This is a genomic window from Campylobacter pinnipediorum subsp. pinnipediorum (genome assembly GCF_002021925.1).
GTDB classification, from domain to species: domain Bacteria; phylum Campylobacterota; class Campylobacteria; order Campylobacterales; family Campylobacteraceae; genus Campylobacter_A; species Campylobacter_A pinnipediorum.
Genome location: NZ_CP012546.1, coordinates 463,217 through 479,716, shown reverse-complemented (window position 1 = coordinate 479,716; position 16,500 = coordinate 463,217). Strand labels below are relative to the sequence as shown.

Below are 16,500 nucleotides of genomic sequence, written 5' to 3'. Positions count from 1 at the left end.
TTTGTTAAGAAATTTTGTATATTGAAATTTTATCAAGCAAAAATAAATTTCAATAAAATTTACTTAAAACATAAATTAAAAATTTATTTAATAAACTCAACTACATCATCAAATTTTTTTCTTAATTGTTCTGATTGTGGTTTTATTCTATAACCAAAAGGCAATACCAGAGCAAGTTGTTGCTTTTTAGTATCAAGTCCTAAAACTTTTTCAACTTCTTCTTTACTAAAACCTTCAATAGGACAAGAATCTATACCCTTTACAGCAGCAGCTGTCATCATATTTGCTGCGGCTAGATAAGCTTGCTTTGAAGTCCAAGCATATGTTTTTTCATCTGTACTTAAAGTTTCTTTTAAATGGTTTGCATATATACCAAGATATAGTTCTTGCTTTTGCTTATCTTTCTTACTTCTTGCAAATCTTTGTGCTGGAATGCCTGATTCTACTCTTGCATTTTGTATATCACACAATAAGATAACTAAATGCGAACAAGTGGTTATTTGTGGCTGATCCCAGCAAAATGGTCTTATTTTGGCTTTTAGCTCTTCATTTGTGATAACTAAAAACTTCCAAAGCTCCATACCAAAAGAAGATGGTGATTTTCTACCAGCTTCAAGTATATAACATATATCATCGTCATTTATCTTTTTTGACTCATCAAATACCTTGCATGCATGTCTAAAATCCATTGCTTGTTCAAATGTGTTTTGCATTATTTTTCCTTTATATTAATGTTTTGTCTAGTTTTTAAAAATTTATACATAAAAAATGCCCAACCTATAAATAAAAACTGAAATGGTAGGCGAATTAAAGCTGCTTTGTAACTCCCTATGGCTGGATTATCGACCAAGAAATCATTTATATGAATAGGTAAAAACACTATCATCATAAAAAATATTCCCAAAGCTGAGTATTTTGAAATAGCTGGTTTTAATAAAAGCATTACCCCAAACAATACTTCAAAAACCCCTGAAAGAAGTATGAAAAAATCCTTATAAGGCAAAAAGCTAGGCACAAATGGTATGTAAAAATCAGGATTTGAAAAATGTCCACATCCTGCATAAATCATAAAAACAGCAAACAAAAACCTAAGCCCTTGCCCTAAGATAAGTTTGATTTTATTCACTTACAAAGACCTTTTTATAATTTTTTCTACCACATCTTTGTTGATAGACCCATTTATGCCAAATCTATCAAAACCATGTTTATGCAAAAGTTCTGTGACTTTTTGTGCCACATCCTTATCATCTGTATAGCTTGAAAGTTTTAAATTTACACCTAAAGATAGATATAAGCTTTCTATCTTGTCTATAACTTTATTTGCGTCATCTGTTTGCATAGCAAAAACATTTTTACCCATTTGTAAAAGCTTTTGGCTTTTTTCATCAAGCAGCTCTCTAAACAAATTTGGCTGAATAATAGCAAGTGTTCTAGCGTGATCTATACCATAAAGACCGCTTAACTCATGACCGATATAATGAGTAGCCCAGTCTTGAGGCACGCCAGTGCCTATTAGCCCGTTTAGTGCTTGATTTGCACTCCACATTAAATTTACATACCACAAGTCATCTTTTTTGTCAAATGTCTGCATTAATTCAAGTATAGAAAGCAAAAGCGCCTCACTATATCTATCTTGAACCAAACATCCATGATTTATTGTAAGATACTGCTCGCAAACATGCACAAAAGAGTCAATTAAACCATTAACGATTTGTCTGTCATCTAGACTTTTTAAGACATCTGGGTCAAGCACGGCAAAGCTAGGATAAGTAAAAGGTGAGCCGAAAAATCTTTTTTCTTTTGTCTGTTTTTTTGTGATAACAGCACCACTATTAGACTCACTTCCAGTAGCAGCTAGTGTTAGCACAGCTCCTATACCAAGAGCTTTTGTTGGTATATATTTATTTTCTAAGATATCCCAACCATCACCATCATAGTAAAATGCACTAGCTATATATTTACTTCCATCAATCACAGAACCGCCACCAACAGCTAGGATAAAGTCCGCATTGTTTTCCCTTGCAAACAACACCGCTTTATCAAGTGTCTCTTTTGTAGGATTTGGCTCAACTCCACCAAATTCAACAAAATTGTGATTTTGTAATGCATTTATAACTTGTTCGTAAATGCCGTTTCTTTTAATACTACCGCCGCCATACAAAAATAAAATAGTCCTATCTTTTGGAATAAGAGTTTTTAAATTTGCAATTTTTCCTTTACCAAACTCTATCAAAGTTGGGTTCTTATAAGTAAAATTCAATCTTTTGCCTTTTTTATGAATTATTTTTAACATAGTATCCATTTATTACTTAAATATCTTTTACGATACTTTAGGTAAGTAATAGAAAATATTATTTTATGGTATAATAATTACATTAAAAGGATTTTAATTATGTATACAGTAAATGAAAAAGAGTACAAATGCCCGGTTTCTATAACACTTGATGTGTTTAACGATAGATGGAAACTAGCTATTATTTGGTATTTGCTAGATGGCAAAAAAAGATTTAAAGAACTACACAATAATATTGGTGAAATTACACAAAAGACATTAACAGTAAAACTAAAAGAACTTGAAGAAAAAAATATAATAACAAGAACTGTCTATGCACAAGTACCACCAAAGGTAGAATACAGCCTAACTCCTATAGGTCAAAAACTGCAACTAACATTAGATGAAATGTATAAATGGGGGCTTGAGTATGTAAAAGATAATGGCAAAATACTTGATGATACAAATGCTTCAAGTAAAAAATGTCAAAGGAGTAAAAAGATAGAAGAAGATATGAAGAAATAATTAGATTTTGTGTAATGAATTTTTTAATATTATTTAAATACAAAAATATTGATATATTAAAATATAGTAATTATAATCCACAATCATTTTAAACAAATATGGGAAAATTATTTATGAAAACAACAAAAACAACATTACTTGCAACAAGCGTTGTAACTATACTGCTGGCTGGTTGTGGTGGCGGTGGCGGTGGCGGAGGAAGTAGTACTTCTACTAATTATTATGCTCCGTCTAGCAGTATTGGTTCAACACCTTCTAGCTCTAGGTCCACAAACGATACTTCATCTAATACTATCTCTTCTTTAAGTGTTTCTAACTCTGGAGAAATGGTTGGAGTAGCTTATCCACTAATCTCTGGACCTGTTGTTTTGGAAAGAACAACAATTCAGGCTTTTAGAGCTATGATCAAAAATGTACTAGATAGGCCTGAGCACTATAGTAACTCAAAATCAAATCAGCCCTTGACTAAGCTAAATGATCACAGAGTGGGACATACTGAAATAACCGATAGGTTTATTAATACCATTACAGACAAAGAAACTAGACCTAATTCTACTGTAAGCGCTTTTCGTTCTAATTCTTTTTTTAGAAGTGCGAATTTTTCAAGTCCAGTGACATTGGCTTCGTCCCATAATGATAATGAGCAACTTAGGTTTAATACCGGTTATTTAGATACATCTCATAAATGGAATAGCCGACAAAAAATAGAACAAGCTTTTAGCTGGAATAGACTAAATAGAATAAGAAATGGTGCTAAAGTTGCAATTAATAATCAAAGCCTGATCGATAATGCTAATGATGTTAAAAAATTATCAAGTTTAATCAATAATGGCATAAGTAAAATTTTAGTTACGGACAACTATCTGCATCCCAATAATGTTTCAACAATTGATAGATTAAAAAGGGAAAAAAGGTTTGAGGCTGGGTCGATTATAAAAGATCGAGAAAGACTAACTATAAATAAAAAAATTTCAGACAATAATAATAAACCTAGTAGCACAAAAGGAACTTCTCACTTAGAAGAGATGATTGTTACTATCGCTGGAAAACAAGATCGTATAAATAATAGAACACCTGGTATGTTTATTGATAATGGAAAGGTTTATGCATTTGAGTCAAATTTAGATTTTAGTAGCATGGTAAATTCGACTCAATTTAGCAAAGCTATTAAAGATGGATATAATATAATTAATGCATCTTGGGCATATCCTGTTGAAAAAAACTTTAGAACCAAAGGGGAAGATGTAACATGGACAACTGGTTTTGAGGATCTTGGAGAAGCAAAAAGAGATAATGAAACTTGGTTAGAATTTGTTCAAAGAAAAAAACTTGGCGATAATTCAATTGTTAGGTCAAATACTGATATAGTTATTAAAAAATTAAACGACTTTGTTAAAACAGATGATATACTATTTATAAAAGCTACTGGAAATGATAACAACGAAAAAACAACATTTATACCGTATTATGTATATTTAAACAAAAATAAAGAAGAGGTTAAATATCTCTACAATAGCCTTTTAATGGTCGGCGCTATTGATCCTGACACAGGTTTCAAAGCTAAATATTCAAACAACTGTGGAGATTTTAAGGAATTTTGTTTAGTAGCAAGCGGAACATTATCATATCAAAGCCAATACAATAACAACAATAACACATATCTTAAGGCAGAAGGAACATCTTATGCTGCCCCATACGTTGCATCTGCTGCTGGCTTAGTTAAATCAGTTTTTCCTTTTATGACAAATGACAATATAAAACAAACTTTGCTAACAACAGCAAAAGACTTGGGCAAACATGGTATAGATGATGTTTATGGCTGGGGCTTAGTTCAACCACAAATAGCGATAGAAGGTCCTATGAAATTTTATAAAAAAGATTTTGTAGTTGATTTTGGTCATAATGAAAAATTCTTAAGCAACAGACAAGTTTTTAATTTTAGCAATGATATAGATGGAGATAGTGGACTTGTTATTAAAGGTGGAAATACAAATAATGTCTTGTCTTTAAGTGGTAAAAATACATACAATGGAAGGACTAGGTTAAAAGATGGAGCAATCCTTAATGTCGATGGAATTGTGAAATCAAAAATTCATATAGATAATAATTCGCATCTTTATGGATCTGGAGTTGTTGGAAATGTATTAAATAATGGTTTTGTACATAACTACTCTTATGATACTGTTACTAATAGAAATAGTCGATTTAATGGGCTTGGTATGCTTATTAAGGGCAATTACAGACAAACTAGTGGAGCAAGCTTATATGTTTATTTAGGCCAACCGCTTCTGGTGGAAGGGTATGCAGATATAGAAGGAAATTTAGTAGTAAATGGAGTTAAAACCGGCTATGTATCTAAATATGGTAAGATTTTTGAAGATGTTCTAGCAAGCAAGAGTGGAATTACTGGTAAGTTTGATAAGATAAGTGTTCCTGGATATTTATCAAATCCAGAAGCTTATTATAATTCACTGCACAATCAAGATGGTTTAGAAATATACACTGTGTCAATATTTAGTGATTATGCTGGGCATAATCCAAGCTCTACGCCTATCAGAACAAGTGCAATCACAAATCTTGTAACATTAAACAACGCAGTTGAAACTAAAATAGAAAAAGCTGTTGATAAAGCAAAAGAAAAAGAGCCTAACTTAGATAAAGTCGAAACAGCAGTTGTTGCAAATAATGAAGTTTTAAAACTAGAACAAACAAATACTTCTGTTATGCAGCTATTAGCCGAAGCTCAAAGTGATAGCTCAACAGCTATAAAATTAGCTAAAAAACTAGATGGTAGTGAGTATCTAACTAGCATAAAAAGATCAAATAAGATAGATGATATAAATAGCTTTAATACCTTAAATAATAAACAAGATGGTTTTGGTTATGAATTTATCAAAAATGAAAAAGATAATATAAATATAGTTAGTTATGGTTCTAAAAAACAATCACATGAGTTTTCAGCAAAGATTAACTATACTACAGATAATGACTTTAAACAAAATGGTATGAATCTAAACTACTACAACTCTGATTTTAAAGTAGGTTTTGGTTTGGGATATAGTGCTACGAATGAAAAAATCTATGGTGACAATACAACAAATGGTAACAAGCTTAAGCAAAACACTTATCAAACAGCTATTTATGCAAAAGATAGCATAAGCTTTGGAAGCAGTAACATTAGCGGACTTTTTGGAGTAGAGCTTTTAAGAAAAACCATAAAAGACATAAATGGTGATTTATATAACTTACCTAAGCAAAACCTCAATAATACAAATTTATTGCTAGGATTAAATTATCAACTAACCAATCCATTTGATATAAGAGATATAAGCTTTAATCTTGGCTACTTATACAAAAAACAGCTTAACAAAAACAAAGCCCTTGTTGGTAGAGCCTTGGATAGTGCTAAGCTTACATTTAATGATAGAGAAAAAAGAAGAGATACTCATATACTATCAACCGGCATATCTAAACAATTTGGTAAATTTAACTTAGGAGTAGATTATAATTTATACAAAGCAAGAGATAAGAAAGCAGAAAACGGATTTAGAGTAAGTGCTTCTTATGCGTTTTAAATAATTAAATATTTGTCAGTGTATTTTTAATATACACTGACTTTAAAATACAAAATTTATTTTCACTATTATTTTCTTGCCAACAAAAATATAATATTAAATTTTATATATCTTCATTGATTGATTTTTGATATAATAATAAATAAAATACTAAAATATTAAAATACAATGATAAGGGTTAGTTTTATGATAATTACTGATATTTTAGGCAGCGTGTTTGAAGATAAATTTTTAAAATACAAGCTTGTATATACAACTATATCATACGACCATACACATAAAAAAATTCAGACATTAGTCGCGGATGATGGTGTGGAGTTTAGATTTAGATTAGATGAAAGTGTTAGGGTTCGCGGACTAAACGATGGCGATGTGTTTTTTGTAGATAAAGAAAAACAGACTTTATATGCTATAAAAATATCAGAAATTTTATGTCTAGTCATCAAAACAAAAACACCTGCCAATAGTGCAAGTATAGGATATGTGATAGGAAATAGGCATGCAAAATTATACTTTGGAGAAAGTGAAAATGAGTTTTTAACGCCTTATGAAAAGACTATCGAAGATATGCTTAGTGTGGTTTTGAATATAGAACTCAGCAAAGAACACAGAGTGCTAGCGCCCGAAAAATCACTTATGAATATCTTGCCAAACTCACAAGATACACACCATCATAGCCATTAAAAGGATTTGGCATTAAAAATTTCATAGATAGTGTGCTCTTTTTACATCAGATAAACGATAGCCAATTCCCAATAGGCGGATACTCTCACTCTTATGGACTTGAGACATATATTCAAGAGGGTTTTATAAAAAATGAAGAAGACACAAAGCGATATTTGGCTAATTATCTAAAAGGGTCATTTTTATACACCGAGCTTTTTTCTGCTTATTTGGCGTTTGAGTTTGCTTTGGAGCTGGATTATCAGGGGATTTGGGATTTGTGCCTGAAATTAAGAGCTATAAAAAGTCAAAAAGAGCTAAGAGAGGCTTCTGAAAAGCTTGGTTCAAGACTAGTTAAAACCTTAATACAAATTGATTTAAACTTTGATGTTAGATTTTTTAAAGAGCTAAATGAGAGTTTGAGCAAAAAACAAATTCCAATTTGTCATAGTGTTGCTTATGGTGTTATATGTGCTTTGGCTGGGGTTGATAGGGATTATGCTTTGAGTAGTTTTTGCTTTAGCACGGCATCAACGATAGCTATAAATGCTGTAAAAACCGTGCCTATTAGCCAAATGGCTGGGCAAAGAATACTATTTGATATAAAAAATTTGATTAAAGATATAGTTGATGATGTAAAGACACTGGATAAAGATGATTTTGGTGTCTCATTTGCTGGTGTTGAGATATCATCAATGAGACACGAGTATCTTTATTCAAGACTTTATATGTCATAAAGGAGATATATGAAATATATAAAAATAGGTGTTGCAGGTCCTGTTGGCTGTGGTAAAACTCACCTTATAGAACAACTTGTTGGGGAATTTTCAAAAGATTATAGCGTTGGCGTTGTTACAAATGATATCTACACAAAAGAAGACGCAAATTTCTTAAAGAACTCAGGCGTTATTGACGGAAAGAGAATTAGAGGCGTTGAGACAGGTGGTTGTCCTCATACAGCTATCAGAGATGATGTTTCTATGAATTTAGAAGCTGTTGAAGAACTTGCAAACGCTTATCCTGATTTGCAAATAGTATTTATAGAAAGTGGTGGAGATAACCTATCGGCTACATTTTCACCAGATCTTGCTGACGCTACTATTTTTGTTATAGATGTGGCAGAAGGTGGAGATATACCAAGAAAAGGCGGACCTGGCATTACAAGGTCTGATATGCTTGTTATAAACAAGATAGATTTAGCACCTTATGTTGAAGTTGATTTACAAAAAATGAGAACTGACACAATAGCGCAAAGAAAAAATCTACCTTTTGCTATGACAAATTTAAAGAGCAAACAAGGACTGAATGAGCTTTTTGCTTGGATAAGAAAAGATGTTTTGTTTGAGGATGATAAGTAAGAATTATGGCTAAAAGATTTAGCGAGCTAAGCTTGGAGTTTGAAAATATCAATGGTGTAAGTGATATAAAAAATATGTATATGACTCCGCCTTTAAGGGTTATGCGACCATTTTTTGAAGATGGCTTTACAGAAGTTATGATAATGAGTTCATCTCCAGGTTTGCTTGAAGGAGATAGCCAAAAGTATGATTTTAATGCTAAAGACAACACAAATGTAAAAATAATATCTCAATCTTATGAAAAAATTCATCCTATGAACGAAAATGAGAGCGCAAAAAGAGATACAAAAATAAGTGTTGGGAAAAACTCAACCTTAATATGCAGCTTTTTGCCAACCATTATGTTTAAGGATTCAAGATTTTTAAGTAATACAAAAATAAAACTTGAAGATGATAGCTCAAAGCTTGTGTTTGCTGAGTCTTTTGTGGCGGGCAGACTTGGAAAAAATGAGAGCTTTTTGTTTAGAGAATTTAAAAGCTCGATAGAGGCTAAGATAGATGATGAGCTTATTTATTTTGAAAATAGCAAGATCGAACCGACACAAATCGCATATAATGAGATAGGGTTTTTTGAAGGATTTGATCATTTTGCTAGTGTTTGTATATTTAATTTTAGGCATATAGAAAACTTAAATCAAAAAATTCACGACACACTAAAAGAACAAGAAGATATTTTAGATATTCGCTTCGGTGTTTCAAGCACATATAGAGGCGATACTCAGGTCAGAATACTTGCAAAAATGGGTCAAAATTTAATGCAAGCTATTGAGTTAATGATTGAAATTTTATAAAAATTAAGGAGAAAAATAGTGCATTTAGTACCAAAAGACATAGAAAGACTTATGATATTTACAGCTGGTGAAGTAGCCAGAAAAAGAAAAGCAAGAGGACTTAAACTAAACTACGCAGAATCAGTTGCTCTCATAAGCGCAGAACTTTATGAGATGGCAAGAGATGGAAAAACGGTAGCTGAGCTTATGAGAGATGGAAGAAAAATTCTAACGCGTGATGATGTGATGGAAGGTGTTGCTGAAATGATAGAAGATGTACAAATAGAGGCTACTTTTACAGATGGAACAAAGCTTGTTACCGTCTCTCATCCAATAGTTTAAGGAGTGTAAGTGATACCCGGAGAGATATTTTATAAAGATGAAGAGATTGTTTTAAATAAAGATAAAAGAACAATACAATTAGTTGTGACAAATATAGGCGATAGAGCCGTTCAAATAGGAAGTCATTTTCACTTTTTTGAAGTAAATAAATGTTTGGAATTTGACCGTAAAAAGGCGTTTGGATACAAGCTTGATATACCAGCTGGAAATGCCATAAGGTTTGAACCGGGGCAAAGTCATAAAATAAACTTGACCCAGCTTGGCGGAAAATGCAAGGTTATGGGTTTTAATGGCCTTGTAAATGGCGATGTTAGCGATCAAAATGTAGATGAAATTTTAGAAAAAATGATTAAATTGGGATTTGCAAATAAGCAAGATAAGGAGTCTGGTAAATGAGTTTAACAATTTCAAGAAAAAAATATGGCTCTATGTATGGGCCAACAACAGGCGATAAAATCAGACTCGGAGATACAAATATAATCATAGAGGTTGAAAAAGATTTTGCTGTTTATGGAGATGAATCACAATTTGGTGGTGGAAAATCTGTAAGAGACGGAATGAATCAATCAGCAACAGCAACACAACTAACAGGAGCTGCTGATCTTGTTATAACAAACGCTATCATACTTGATTATACGGGAATTTATAAAGCTGATATAAGTATAACTAATGGCAAAATTTCAGGCATAGGTAAAAGTGGAAATCCTGATATAAATAATAAAGTTGATATAGTTATAGGTGCGGCAACGGAGATAATTGCAGGGGAAGGTAAGATAATAACAGCTGGAGCCATTGACACCCATATACATTTTATAACGCCTCAACAAGTTGATACAGCGCTTAGTTCTGGCGTTACTACTATGGTTGGTGGTGGAACAGGACCAGCTGAAGGAACAAATGCGACAACTTGCACCCCTGGTGTGTCAAATATATCAAATATGCTTAAATCTTTTGAAGGCTTTCCTGTAAATATTTTGCTTCTTGCAAAGGGTAATTGTTCTACAAAAGAACCACTTATAGAGCAGATAAAAGCAGGTGCAGGTGGGCTAAAAATTCACGAGGATTGGGGCTCAACTCAGGCTGTTATAGATAATTGTTTAAGCGTTGCTGATGAGTATGATGTAGGAGTTGCTATACACTCAGACACTCTTAATGAAGCGGGAAATATAGAAGATACCCTATCTTCAATAAAAGGCAGAACTATACACTTTTTTCATACAGAAGGCGCTGGTGGCGGACACGCTCCTGACCAGATAGTAGCAGCAAGTATGCCAAATGTCTTGCCAGCTTCAACAAACCCAACCATGCCGTATACTATAAACACAGAAGATGAGCATTTGGATATGGTTATGGTGTGCCATCATTTGGATAAAAATATAAAAGAAGATGTTGCGTTTGCTGATTCTAGGATACGACCAGAAACAATAGCTGCTGAGGATATACTTCACGATAAGGGTGTTTTTTCTATTATGAGTTCGGACTCTCAAGCTATGGGTAGAGTTGGAGAAGTTATTATAAGAACTTGGCAAACAGCTTCAAAGATGAAAGATCAATTTGGTGCTTTGAAAGAAGATAAAGCAAATAATAATGATAATTTTAGAGCAAAAAGATATGTCTCAAAATATACTATAAATCCAGCCATAGCACAAGGAATTGGCGATTATATAGGCAGTGTTGAGGTCGGGAAGTATGCAGATTTGGTTGTGTGGGAGCCTAAGTTTTTTGGAATAAGACCAAAAACAGTTATAAAAAATGGCTTTATAATGACAGCACAAATAGGAGACCCAAGTGCTTCTATACCAACCCCACAGCCAGTTATACATAGAAATATGTTTGCATTTTTGGGAAAAGGCATAGCGCAAACTTGCATAAGTTTTGTTTCAAATGCAGCTTATAAAGACAACGTAAAAGACAAGTTAGGACTTGGCAGGATAGTATTGCCTGTGAAAGATTGCCGAAACATAGGTAAAAAAGATATGAAGTTTAATGATAGTATGCCAAAGTTAGAGGTTAACCCAGAGACATATGAGGTAAAAATAGATGGCGAAATAGCAAAATGCGAACCGACCAACAACTTACCTTTAGCACAACTTTATAATCTATTTTAGTCTTAAACTAGCCCGAAAAAGGGCTAGAAAATATATTAGATTAAATAGTATTTTTTACAAAAAGCAAATAATATCAAAAAATATAAACCAATAAAAAGAAGAACTAATAATTATAAATTTAACTTCTACTTTCACTAAACTCTTGTTCTATCAAATTTTTGCCTTCTTCGGTAATGGTTAGAGTTTGTTTATTTTGGTCATAATCGATAAATCCTTTATATATGTATGATGTTGTATTTTTTCTGTTTGATATAATATTGTTAACATTTTGTTTATCAAGTATACCTCCAAACTCATTTTCAATATCTAATGTACTTATTGACTCCTTTTTATATAAATACATTAAAATTAGTTTATCAAAAAAATAATTTTGATTCATTGCTTATTCTTAAAATTTTATTATGGAAAAGTATTATGTAGAGAAATGGAAAGCATTATCAAAAAAGTTAAAATTATATTTTTTGAATGTATATTTATGCAGTATTTTTAACGCCTATTATTTTTATTATTCATGCTATAGGTTTTCTAATAAACCATAAAATAGATAATCAAGAAGATAACAATATAAAAAAATAATTTTTTATATTGTTAAATTTTATATAAGTTGGCCTCTTATTCTTTTAATAAATCCGAAAAACTAGCTTTTCTTATCTTAGTTATATCTTCAACTTTTATTTTAATTTGAACGCCTATCTTTCCACCGCTAACTATAATTTCATCTAACACTTGCGCGCTTTGGTCTATCTGTAAAGGATAGTCTTTTTTCATACCAATAGGCGAACAACCACCCCTTATATATCCAGTAACTGAGTTTATTTTAGCCACTGGAATTAACTCAACCTTTTTAACACCACAAGCTTTGGCTAGTTTTTTTAAATCAAGCTCTTTGGCTACCGGAATGACAGCAACATAATAGTTATTGTCATTTCCTATAAGAACAAGTGTTTTGTATACACTTTCAACTGCAAATCCGATTTTATTTGCCACATAAACACCATCAATAGCCCCATCTGACTCATAAAAAAATGACTCATAAGCTATTTTATGCTTATCTAAAATTCTCATTGCATTCGTTTTATTTTTTTCCATTATTTTTTCCAAATTTGATTAAAATTGATTGCATAATTGTAATTAAATTTTATTGAATGCTTGTTTATATTTTTAAAACAAATCGCTATATTTTATTTTTTAAAACGTATATTAAATTATTCCGAATTATATTTTATTTTATAACATGGCGAGTTTAGGATTTGATGGTTTTATGATTCAAAAAGATTTTGACCTTTTGATACAAATCTTTTTTCTGTCAAGATACAAAATATTTTTATAAGTAGCTGTTTAAACAATAATTAAAAAGTGGTTATTTTCAACAAGATAATAAAAACAGCTGCTCTTAAAACCGTGTATAAAAGTACAGAATGTTTTAAAAAAATGTAGCAGAAATAAATAACTTTTTTTAAAATAGGAGTTTATATAAAAAAGTGTATGTAAAAACTAAATTTCTGCTACAAAAACCTAATTTCTAAAAATAAAGGTTTTTAGTTATGAAAACACTCGTGTGAAAAATATTTTACCAAATACCCAATAAAAGAGTATCTGAACCTTTAGTAAATCTAATTACAGCTTAAAAAACAATTAAAACTGTTAAAATAGATATATTTTTTAATCTATTTGTCGTATTTTGTAACACATAAAACATTACAATAATATATTATAATCCGCAAAACAAATTCAAATTTATTTGAAATAATATGGAAAAGCAAGATTGACTAAAAACTTAATCTTTCTGAAATATTGGCAAAATGGAAATTTGGAATGGATTTTTAAACATAAGTGGCTCCGGATGCTGGATTCGAACCAGCGACCAAGTGATTAACAGTCACCTACTCTACCGCTGAGCTAATCCGGAATAAATAAAAATGAACTGTGATTATATGAAAAAAATCTTTTTTTGTCAATAAAAATAAATTTAAATTTTTACAAAATTACAATTTTTTTATTAAATTTGGTAAATTTTCTTCAAAATCAACTCCATAGTGGTTGGGTGTTTTGTCTTTTAGAGTTGAATTTATAGAATCCACAACGAAATCAGCTGCTATTTTTGTTGCATTATACAAACTATCGCCTAAAATAATTTTTGAAAAAACGATAGAAGCAAATATATCTCCGGTTCCGCTAAATCTAGCATCTATTAACTCATGAAAATAACTTTTTGTTTCATTTTCTTTTTTATCATAGCTTAAAACACCGCAACTTTTTTCATCATAACTAACACCCTTTAAAACGATAAATTTAGTTTTAAGCTCTTTAAGTTTATCCATCAATTCATCTATAAATTTATCATCATACCCATTTTTTGGATATTTAGTATCTGTTAAAAAACAAGCTTCTGTAATGTTTGGTGTAATTATATCTGCATTTTTACAAAAGTTTTTCATCGCTTTTGCAAAGCTTTCATCAAAGCAAGAATAAAACTTCCCATTATCTGCCATACAAGGGTCTATAAGGATAAGCTCATTATTGTTTTTAAACTTATTTATAATGCCTTCTATTTTGGTAAGTTGTTTTATATTTCCCAAAAAGCCTGTATAAATTCCATCAAAACTTATATTTTCCTTTTCCCAGACTTCAACTATCTTATCCATCTCATCTGTTAAATCCAAAAAAGTAAAGTTACTAAATCCTGTATGAGTTGACAATAATGCTGTTGGCAAAACACAAGCTTCAATACCCATTGAGCTAATTATTGGAAGTGCTACACCAAGCGAACATTTGCCAACACAAGATATATCTTGAATAGTTAAAATTCTTTTCATATTTTTTCCTTTACTTTATAAAAACAAACACCGGCAACATCAATTTTATATATTTTACCCAAACTTATAAGTTCATTTAAATTATTTTTTGATAAATCTGAAAAATTATCGTTTATATTTGATATAGTTTGTGGTCGCCTTAATAAAAGTTGTATTATTTCATCTTTTGTAAAATCATATCTAGTTGTGTTTGTTTTTGATTTTATGATATTTACTGGAATATTTTTTATATTTGATGCTAATTTTTCTAAAATTTCTTCGCCAACGCCAGTAACTTTATACGCAGGTGGTCTATCTATACTACCTATATCAACCCTATCTGGTTTTATGAAATTTAATACATCATTTAATTTCGCAAACTCATCATCGCTATCATTTATATTTTTAACAACAAGAGTTTCTATAACCATTTGGCCATCAAATTGCTCCTTAAACAACTTCATATTGTTAATGAGCTTTTCTAAATTTATATCTTTAATTCTGGCTAGTTTTTTAAAGCTGGATTTTATAACACTATCTAAGCTAAACTTAGCTATATCAAACTCAAGCAAAGACTCAAATGTGTTTTGATTTAAAAGCCCTGTTGCATTACTCAATATAAGCAATTTTTTATCTTTTTTAATATCTTTTATTTTACTTACTAAGTTTTTAAGATTTTTATAAAGAGTTGTCTCTCCGCTTGCGCTAACTGTTATAACATCTATATTTTTGTGTTTTGATATTGCAAGTTTTAATTCATCTATGATATCATCAATATCAGGCTGAATTTCTATATCTTGGGTTATTTTACCTTTACCTATCTCACAATAAACACAATCAAAATTACATGATTTTGCAAAAGGAGATAAATCTATCCCCAAAGACATACCAAATCTACGAGAGTGTATTGGTCCAAATACCAAACTCAATATCTTTCCTTGTTAAAGATTTAAAAAATAAAGCACCTACTTGAAAAATTTAGTAGGTGCTTTGTAGAGTATCAAAATAGAGAATTTACACTTTCATTGTGATAAATTCTTCTTATGGTCTCTCCAAAAAGAGGTGCAACACTTAAAACTTTTATGGAAGGTAATTCTTGTTTTAAAGGTATGGTATCAGTTACAACAAGTTCATCAAGATAGCCTTTTGATAGATTTTCATAAGCAGCTCCGCTCAAAACCGGATGTGTACAAAACGCAATAACACTTGTAGCGCCTTTATCTTTAAAAACTTTAGATGCTTTTACTATGGTTCCAGCCGTATCTATCATATCATCAACCAAAATAACATCTTTGCCATTGACATCGCCTATGACATTCATAACTTCACTTTCATTTGCTTTTTCACGACGTTTATCAACTATAACCATATCAAGACCTAAATTTTTAGCTAGTGCTCTAGCTCTTGCAACACCTCCAACATCAGGGCTAGCAACAATAGGGTTCTTTAAATTTTTAGAGCGAACATAATCAGTAAAAATAATACTACCATATAAATTGTCAACAGGAATATCAAAAAAACCTTGTATTTGTCCAGCGTGAAGATCCATAGTAACAACCCTATCAATTCCGGCTACTTGCATCATATTTGCAACGAGCTTTGCTGTGATAGGAACACGTGGTGCGGCTTTTCTATCTTGTCTTGCATATCCAAAATAAGGAACAACAGCAGTAATAGAACTAGCAGAACTACGTTTTAAAGCATCTGTAAGAACTAAAAGCTCCATTAAATTTATATTTGCCGGTGCACAGGTTGGCTGAACGACAAAGACATCTTTACCCCTTACACTTTCACCTATTTGAACACTTATCTCACCATCGCTAAAACGCTTTATTATAGCTTCACTTAACGGCAAAGATAGATATTGAGAAACTTTTTTTGAAAAATCTAAATTTGCAGTCCCTGAAAAAACTTTATAACCTCTCATTTAAAAAACCTTATATTGATATTATGTTTATAATTTTATCTAAAAGCTGCTTAAATCAATAAAAATAATAAAGTGCAATAATATATTTTATTTGAATTCTATATTTCTTATATGATTTTAGCTAATACCTTTAATAAAGATTATTTAAGTTTAAAAACTTTTGAT

At 31.0% G+C, this 16,500-nt stretch carries 15 protein-coding genes, 1 tRNA gene and 1 pseudogene; 8 read left to right on the top strand and 9 right to left on the bottom strand.

Annotated features, from left to right (window positions below):
* Positions 1-83: 83 nt before the first annotated feature.
* Genes CPIN17260_RS02485 through CPIN17260_RS02475 form a run of 3 tightly spaced genes read right to left on the bottom strand, consistent with a single transcriptional unit; the run spans position 84 to position 2,260 of the window.
* Positions 84-713 carry an NAD(P)H-dependent oxidoreductase gene (locus CPIN17260_RS02485; protein ID WP_078440516.1) on the bottom strand — a complete coding sequence of 210 codons (630 nt, stop codon included), beginning with the start codon at positions 711-713 and terminating at the stop codon, positions 84-86.
* Complete coding sequence (locus CPIN17260_RS02480; RefSeq protein WP_226996990.1) at positions 713-1,126, bottom strand: DoxX family protein; 414 nt, start codon at positions 1,124-1,126, stop codon at positions 713-715. The genes CPIN17260_RS02485 and CPIN17260_RS02480 overlap by 1 nt, the downstream gene beginning before the upstream one ends.
* Positions 1,127-2,260, bottom strand: coding sequence for an iron-containing alcohol dehydrogenase (locus CPIN17260_RS02475; protein WP_078440931.1), 1,134 nt, complete (start codon positions 2,258-2,260; stop codon positions 1,127-1,129).
* 132 nt (positions 2,261-2,392) lie between these two features.
* On the opposite strand from CPIN17260_RS02475, the gene CPIN17260_RS02470 reads away from it, so the two are divergent.
* The 8 genes and pseudogenes from CPIN17260_RS02470 (at position 2,393) to ureC (ending at position 11,613) form a co-directional block, all read left to right on the top strand.
* Positions 2,393-2,797, top strand: a complete 405-nt coding sequence (locus CPIN17260_RS02470; RefSeq protein ID WP_078415705.1) for a winged helix-turn-helix transcriptional regulator — start codon at positions 2,393-2,395, stop codon at positions 2,795-2,797.
* A 113-nt stretch (positions 2,798-2,910) separates the two neighbouring features.
* The gene (locus CPIN17260_RS02465) at positions 2,911-6,372 is read left to right on the top strand and encodes a S8 family serine peptidase (RefSeq protein WP_157887323.1); all 3,462 of its coding nucleotides are present in this window, start codon (positions 2,911-2,913) and stop codon (positions 6,370-6,372) included.
* 186 nt (positions 6,373-6,558) lie between these two features.
* The gene (locus CPIN17260_RS02460; protein ID WP_069636476.1) at positions 6,559-7,056 is read left to right on the top strand and encodes an urease accessory protein UreE; all 498 of its coding nucleotides are present in this window, start codon (positions 6,559-6,561) and stop codon (positions 7,054-7,056) included.
* A gap of 32 nt (positions 7,057-7,088) precedes the next feature.
* Positions 7,089-7,772 carry an urease accessory protein UreF gene (locus CPIN17260_RS02455; RefSeq protein ID WP_226996988.1) on the top strand — a complete coding sequence of 228 codons (684 nt, stop codon included), beginning with the start codon at positions 7,089-7,091 and terminating at the stop codon, positions 7,770-7,772.
* Between the two features lie 9 nt (positions 7,773-7,781).
* The gene (ureG, locus tag CPIN17260_RS02450; protein ID WP_069636474.1) at positions 7,782-8,393 is read left to right on the top strand and encodes an urease accessory protein UreG; all 612 of its coding nucleotides are present in this window, start codon (positions 7,782-7,784) and stop codon (positions 8,391-8,393) included.
* 5 nt (positions 8,394-8,398) lie between these two features.
* Positions 8,399-9,184 carry an urease accessory protein UreD gene (locus CPIN17260_RS02445; RefSeq protein WP_069637914.1) on the top strand — a complete coding sequence of 262 codons (786 nt, stop codon included), beginning with the start codon at positions 8,399-8,401 and terminating at the stop codon, positions 9,182-9,184.
* A gap of 18 nt (positions 9,185-9,202) precedes the next feature.
* Positions 9,203-9,901 (top strand): annotated as a pseudogene (ureA, locus tag CPIN17260_RS09745) (urease subunit gamma).
* A complete protein-coding gene (gene ureC / locus CPIN17260_RS02430; RefSeq protein ID WP_078440513.1) occupies positions 9,898-11,613 on the top strand; it encodes an urease subunit alpha in 1,716 nt (571 codons plus the stop codon). The pseudogene ureA and the gene ureC overlap by 4 nt, the downstream one beginning before the upstream one ends.
* 118 nt (positions 11,614-11,731) lie before the next feature.
* Here ureC and CPIN17260_RS02425 read toward each other — a convergent pair whose 3' ends face one another.
* The 6 genes from CPIN17260_RS02425 to CPIN17260_RS02400 form a co-directional block, all read right to left on the bottom strand.
* Positions 11,732-11,992, bottom strand: a complete 261-nt coding sequence (locus CPIN17260_RS02425) for a MarR family winged helix-turn-helix transcriptional regulator (protein WP_069636472.1) — start codon at positions 11,990-11,992, stop codon at positions 11,732-11,734.
* Between the two features lie 233 nt (positions 11,993-12,225).
* Entirely contained in the window at positions 12,226-12,702 is a 477-nt protein-coding gene (ybaK, locus tag CPIN17260_RS02420) for a Cys-tRNA(Pro) deacylase (protein ID WP_069632876.1), read from the bottom strand.
* Positions 12,703-13,447: 745 nt separating this feature from the next.
* Positions 13,448-13,522: transfer RNA gene (locus CPIN17260_RS02415), tRNA-Asn, on the bottom strand.
* Between the two features lie 76 nt (positions 13,523-13,598).
* Positions 13,599-14,429, bottom strand: a complete 831-nt coding sequence (locus tag CPIN17260_RS02410) for a pyridoxamine kinase (protein ID WP_078440512.1) — start codon at positions 14,427-14,429, stop codon at positions 13,599-13,601.
* Entirely contained in the window at positions 14,426-15,337 is a 912-nt protein-coding gene (locus CPIN17260_RS02405) for a radical SAM protein (protein WP_226996987.1), read from the bottom strand. The genes CPIN17260_RS02410 and CPIN17260_RS02405 overlap by 4 nt, the downstream gene beginning before the upstream one ends.
* Positions 15,338-15,408: 71 nt before the next feature.
* A complete protein-coding gene (locus tag CPIN17260_RS02400) occupies positions 15,409-16,335 on the bottom strand; it encodes a ribose-phosphate pyrophosphokinase (RefSeq protein ID WP_078415696.1) in 927 nt (308 codons plus the stop codon).
* Positions 16,336-16,500: the final 165 nt, after the last annotated feature.

Coding starts and splice junctions, on each gene's coding strand:
- CPIN17260_RS02485 (WP_078440516.1), bottom strand. CDS start 713: ATGCAAAACACATTTGAACAAGCAATGGATTTTAGACATGCATGCAAG.
- ureC (WP_078440513.1), top strand. CDS start 9,898: ATGAGTTTAACAATTTCAAGAAAAAAATATGGCTCTATGTATGGGCCA.
- CPIN17260_RS02410 (WP_078440512.1), bottom strand. CDS start 14,429: ATGAAAAGAATTTTAACTATTCAAGATATATCTTGTGTTGGCAAATGT.
- CPIN17260_RS02400 (WP_078415696.1), bottom strand. CDS start 16,335: ATGAGAGGTTATAAAGTTTTTTCAGGGACTGCAAATTTAGATTTTTCA.
- CPIN17260_RS02445 (WP_069637914.1), top strand. CDS start 8,399: ATGGCTAAAAGATTTAGCGAGCTAAGCTTGGAGTTTGAAAATATCAAT.
- CPIN17260_RS02465 (WP_157887323.1), top strand. CDS start 2,911: ATGAAAACAACAAAAACAACATTACTTGCAACAAGCGTTGTAACTATA.
- CPIN17260_RS02425 (WP_069636472.1), bottom strand. CDS start 11,992: ATGAATCAAAATTATTTTTTTGATAAACTAATTTTAATGTATTTATAT.
- CPIN17260_RS02460 (WP_069636476.1), top strand. CDS start 6,559: ATGATAATTACTGATATTTTAGGCAGCGTGTTTGAAGATAAATTTTTA.
- ureG (WP_069636474.1), top strand. CDS start 7,782: ATGAAATATATAAAAATAGGTGTTGCAGGTCCTGTTGGCTGTGGTAAA.
- CPIN17260_RS02470 (WP_078415705.1), top strand. CDS start 2,393: ATGTATACAGTAAATGAAAAAGAGTACAAATGCCCGGTTTCTATAACA.
- ybaK (WP_069632876.1), bottom strand. CDS start 12,702: ATGGAAAAAAATAAAACGAATGCAATGAGAATTTTAGATAAGCATAAA.